The sequence below is a fragment of the Brachyspira sp. G79 genome, assembly GCF_002379365.1.
Taxonomy (GTDB): domain Bacteria; phylum Spirochaetota; class Brachyspiria; order Brachyspirales; family Brachyspiraceae; genus Brachyspira.
Map to the genome: position 1 here is coordinate 885,454 of NZ_JQIU01000008.1, position 4,829 is coordinate 890,282.

Annotated in this window: 5 protein-coding genes; all 5 read right to left on the reverse strand. The window is 27.0% G+C overall.

Annotated elements, in window-relative coordinates; genetic code table 11:
• The coding region (locus KQ44_RS05295; RefSeq protein ID WP_143277878.1) for a TRAM domain-containing protein at positions 1-612 on the reverse strand (612 nt) is incomplete at its 3' end.
• 64 nt (positions 613-676) lie between these two features.
• The gene (locus tag KQ44_RS05300) at positions 677-1,582 is read right to left on the reverse strand and encodes an Rpn family recombination-promoting nuclease/putative transposase (protein WP_096736536.1); all 906 of its coding nucleotides are present in this window, start codon (positions 1,580-1,582) and stop codon (positions 677-679) included.
• Between the two features lie 54 nt (positions 1,583-1,636).
• Positions 1,637-2,917 (reverse strand): GNAT family N-acetyltransferase, encoded by a 1,281-nt coding sequence (locus KQ44_RS05305; protein WP_096736537.1) that lies wholly within the window; start codon positions 2,915-2,917, stop codon positions 1,637-1,639.
• 54 nt (positions 2,918-2,971) lie between these two features.
• Positions 2,972-3,802, reverse strand: a complete 831-nt coding sequence (locus KQ44_RS05310; RefSeq protein ID WP_096736538.1) for a PD-(D/E)XK nuclease family protein — start codon at positions 3,800-3,802, stop codon at positions 2,972-2,974.
• Positions 3,803-3,824: 22 nt separating this feature from the next.
• Positions 3,825-4,691 carry an ankyrin repeat domain-containing protein gene (locus KQ44_RS05315; RefSeq protein ID WP_096736539.1) on the reverse strand — a complete coding sequence of 289 codons (867 nt, stop codon included), beginning with the start codon at positions 4,689-4,691 and terminating at the stop codon, positions 3,825-3,827.
• Between the last annotated feature and the right edge of the window lie 138 nt (positions 4,692-4,829).

Here is a 4,829-nt window from a genome sequence, read left to right on the forward strand (position 1 = left end):
TTTTACAGTTATACCATTAAAATATTTTTCAAAAGATTTTATATTTATTTTTTTATTACACTCCAAAAAAGCAAGAGACTCTCCGTCATTGTTTTCTACAGCATAAATACTGCCTGTAATATTATTTTCTTTTGCAAAACATTTTATTCTTTTAAATAAACTCTCTTTTAAAATAACACATTCATCAATTGCTGCAAAATCATTAGTTTTAAATCTGTAAAAACCAATACTTTCATTTGATACTATCATGTTTACTCTAAGTCTGTAATTATAATTTTTATCATAAATAATATTTATATCTTTTTTATATTCTATATTTCTGATAGCATTTAAAACTATATTCTTTTTTATAGAAAGCTGTTTACTATAATCTATATGATTAAATACACATCCTCCGCAAATACCAGCATATTTACATCTTGGTTTTATTCTGTATTTGGAAGGCTCTATTATTTTTTCTATATATCCATAAGAAAATTTTTTACTTTCTTTTGTTATATTTATATCTAATATATCTCCCTCAACACTATGAGGAATAAATATAATTTTCCCATCATTATTTTTAGCAATTCCGTATCCGCCGTAAGCTGTATCTATAATTTCAACTTTCATAGAATAGTTTTATCCATTTATAATATAAAAAACTTGCTAGCAATAATCTACAAATATTAATCAATCACAAGTTTTTGATTTTTTCTATACTGAGTCCTGTTAATTCACTAATAAGATTAATGTCCATATTTTTATTTTTCATATTTTTAGCTAATGAATATTTTTCTTTCTCTATACCTTTCTCTATACCTTGCTGAAATCCTATTTCTATACCTTCCTTTTTTCCTTCTGCCCTCTCATATTGAAGCATAGCAGCCTGTCCATAAAGAAAAGTATCTCTTTCATTATATGCAGACATCTCTTTTTCATCGGCTACAAATCTTTTATATTTATCTATTACTTTAGACATGATGCTGTTACCTCCTACTAACTTATCAATATCTTTCTCTAAATCTTTAGTTGTAAAAAAATCAATCCAAGATAAAAGATTATTTTTATTATAGTTGTCTATACTAGTATTTTTTAGTATTTCTGCAAATCTTTTAATTTCTATAAAATGTATCTGAAAATCATCAAGTCTAATACTAGGATTATGAATATCAGCAAATGTTAAACATTTATGCTCTCTTCTTATATCAGTTTCAGTTCCTATATCTAAATTAAAATTAATAAAGCTAATACTAATCATCTGACTTATACCAATATACAAATCACTTTCTTTTAACTCAGAAGCTATATTTTTTGCAATATAATACAATATTCTTTTTATAAAATTATTATTTCCTACTAATTGTATTTCAACAAGTACCTTTTTACCATCTTTGGTTTTTGCTTTAACATCCAATATTGATTCTTTTAAATTCTCATTTTCTGCCAAGTTATAAGGATTAATTATTTCAAGATTACTTACAGATTCAAAACCAACATCATTTAAAACAGCATTAACAATATTTTCTAATATATCCTCATTGCCTTCTGTACCGATTAAGTATCGTACAAATAAATCATTAAGTCTATTAATCTCTTTCATAATATTATTATACTAAAATAAATATAAATTGTCAAAATCTAACAATATTTAAAATTAAAAATAATCAGAAAAGTAGACTTGCTCTTTTGGTATAATAGATTCAAGTAAATTAATACCTTTTATACTAGATTCTATTCTTCCGATTTTGTATAAATAAGACGGACTTTTATAGCTCATAAGCATAGCTGTAAGTGTCTGAATATTCATTTTTATAATATATCTGTCTTTAGAGTTTCTCTTATATTCTTTACTTAATCTTTTGCATATGGTGTTTCTATCTTCGTCCCAATATATTAAAAAGCTGCCGTTATTCCATTTCGCCATATTATCTTTTATTATCAAATTAATCTTTTTATTTTTAGGCTTTCTTGAAAAAGGATAATTGATAATAAACGCTTTAACATCAGTAATTCTAGCCATTATATAAGGTCTTATAGTTTCTTTTATCTCGCTGTCTTCAAGTAAAAAAGCCATAGGTTCATTAGTATAATTATATCCATGAACTTTATCTACCATAGAAAAATGTGCCGATATATAATTCCAAAGCCCAAGCCTTGCCTCAAAATTGAGATAAACCATTTCTTTAACATGAAAAATATCATTTTCTATAACATATACCAAAAAACCCTTAGCCTCATCTTTTTCATCATAATATATAGCAACTATAGTATCATCAACCTCCCATCTCCAGTACTCTTCCCACTCTAAATCACCTCTAATCAATGCCCCATGCCTCATATGGGAAAATTTATCATAAAGCTCTTTCAAATCTTTACTGTCTGAAGAGACACGCTCTACCCTTCCGCTGTTTGTAATAGTTTTAGGAAGCTGAGTATCTTTAATTTCAAAACTCATCTTATCAGAAATAATCTCCCAGCCCTTTCTCCTATAAAAAGGTATAGAGTAAGGATATAATACTGATATAGTCTGACCTTCTTTTTTCATAATCTCTATACTTTTTATCATCAAATCATTCATAAGACCAAGATTAGAATATTCGGGATATGTAGCAACACCAGTAACACCAGCCATTTTATATATGACACCATGTATATTCATATTCATAGGATATACAGCTATTTGAGAAGCCAGTTTTTCTCCGTCAAACCAGCCAAGTACTTTAGCCTTACTCAATACAGCTGATTTTGCCTGTTTTATTTCATCTATTTCATAACCCAAATTAATAAGCTCATTATTGCTTACCTGAAATGCATATCTTAAAAGATTATTAAACATTTCTAAATCTTCTAACGTTAAATATCTTATTTTAAATTTATCTTTCTTTCTTTTTATTATATTTTCTTTTGAATGTTCTTTTTTATTATGACTGCTCATAAAATTACCTATTTTATAATTAATGACATGTAGAATTAATAAGTTTTTATAAAATTAATTATTATTAGAATTTTCTATATTAGCCATAAAAAGCTCATCTGAAGGAAGAACTAAATCCTGAACATTATCATCTTTTCCCTGACATAATTTAAAGAAATCACAAAACTCGCAATGCCTTCCCATTTTTTTATCAAAGGCTCTATCATATCTTATATCATCAACTATTTCGTCAAACCATTCTCTTAAATAATTAATAGATTCTGGAGTAAACTCTACAGTATCAAATTTATCATCTTCAAAATGATAATAAGACCCGCTTGTAACTTTGAATTTAAGACCATCTAATATACATGCATATAATTTTAACTGTATGGTTTTTCTATCCCTTTCATCATTATCTTCACCTACATCATAATATTTGGTTGTTTTATAGTCCACTATTTGCAATGTACCATCAGCGGATAAATCAATTCTGTCTATTCTGCCAAATAAAATATAATCTCTAACTCTATTTTCCATATAGCTTTCCATTTTATAAGGCACTTTATTTGAAAAAGAATTAAAGAAATTGGAGAGCATATAAAGTCCTCTCTCCCCCAATTCTTTTTCTTCTTCTCTGCTATTAAAGAAAGCTCTTATACCGCTTCTTTTCCATACATTTCTAAATATAGTATATAAATTCTCTAAACTTCTCTCCTCAGCCCTCTGTTCATAAAACTCCTTACAAGCTAAATGAATAGCATTACCAAAGATAAAGTAAACATTAACACTTCTTTTTTGTTTTTTAAAAGGCTTTTCAATATATGTATACCTGTACTTTCTAGGACAAAGCAAATATGTAGACATACTATATTCACTAAATCTTTGTAATTTTTTTGCTTCCATAAAATATAAATAATATAAAAAATTATTGGTTTTCTCTCTGAGTATTATTTACAGTCATATATTTATTTAACAATGCTTCTATATCAGTATCATTAGTTACATTAACAGCCTTTTTACCTTCTATATCTGCAATATTAGCATCAGCACCATTATTTAAAAGAATCTCAACAGCTCTGTAACTGTCTGAAGCAGCAGCAAAATGTAATGGAGTCCAGCCGTCATCATCTTGCATATTAACATCAGCTTTATATCTAATTAAAATAGATATAACTGTTACCTGATTATTCATAGCAGCCCACATTAAAGGAGTAGTACCAGTATTATCCCCCACATTAACAATATCTATTTTAGAGTTTCTAGCAGCAGCAGAATCTAATATAGCTTCAACAACCTTATAATACCCTTTTGCTGAAGCAATATGTATAGCCATAGCATCATCTATACTATCTTTTGCCAAAATATCTGCCCCATAACTCAAAAGCATAGTTACTATATCACTATATCCATAATATGCAGCAAGTAAAAGAGGAGTTTGTCCATCAGCATACCATTTATCATCACCATCTGTAAATACACTATCAACAGGAAGTGTAGGATCCATATTAATTTTTTTATGTGATAATAACTCTTTTACTATAGCAGGCTTATTAGCTTTTACGGCTAAATGCAAAGCTGACCAGCCTTCAGCATTTGTACTATTAACATCTGTACCATTTTTAAGAAGTTCTCTTACCTTACCAATATCTCCGTTTTCTATAGAAGTAAAAAATATATTGTTAGAATTAGCAGATTGTTCGTAATTAGTCATAATTTCAGAATTTGTTATTTCCTGAGAATATAAGGCAAAACTTAATAAAAACAAACTGAAAATAATATATAGTTTTCTCATAAATAATTATATCCTTCCATATTAATATTATAACGTTGCAAATTATATTATAAAAGTTTAAAATACACAATAAGAAATATAAGAATTTTAATATAATATTATTTAATATATTATACTTGTTTCAAAACTAAATTTATT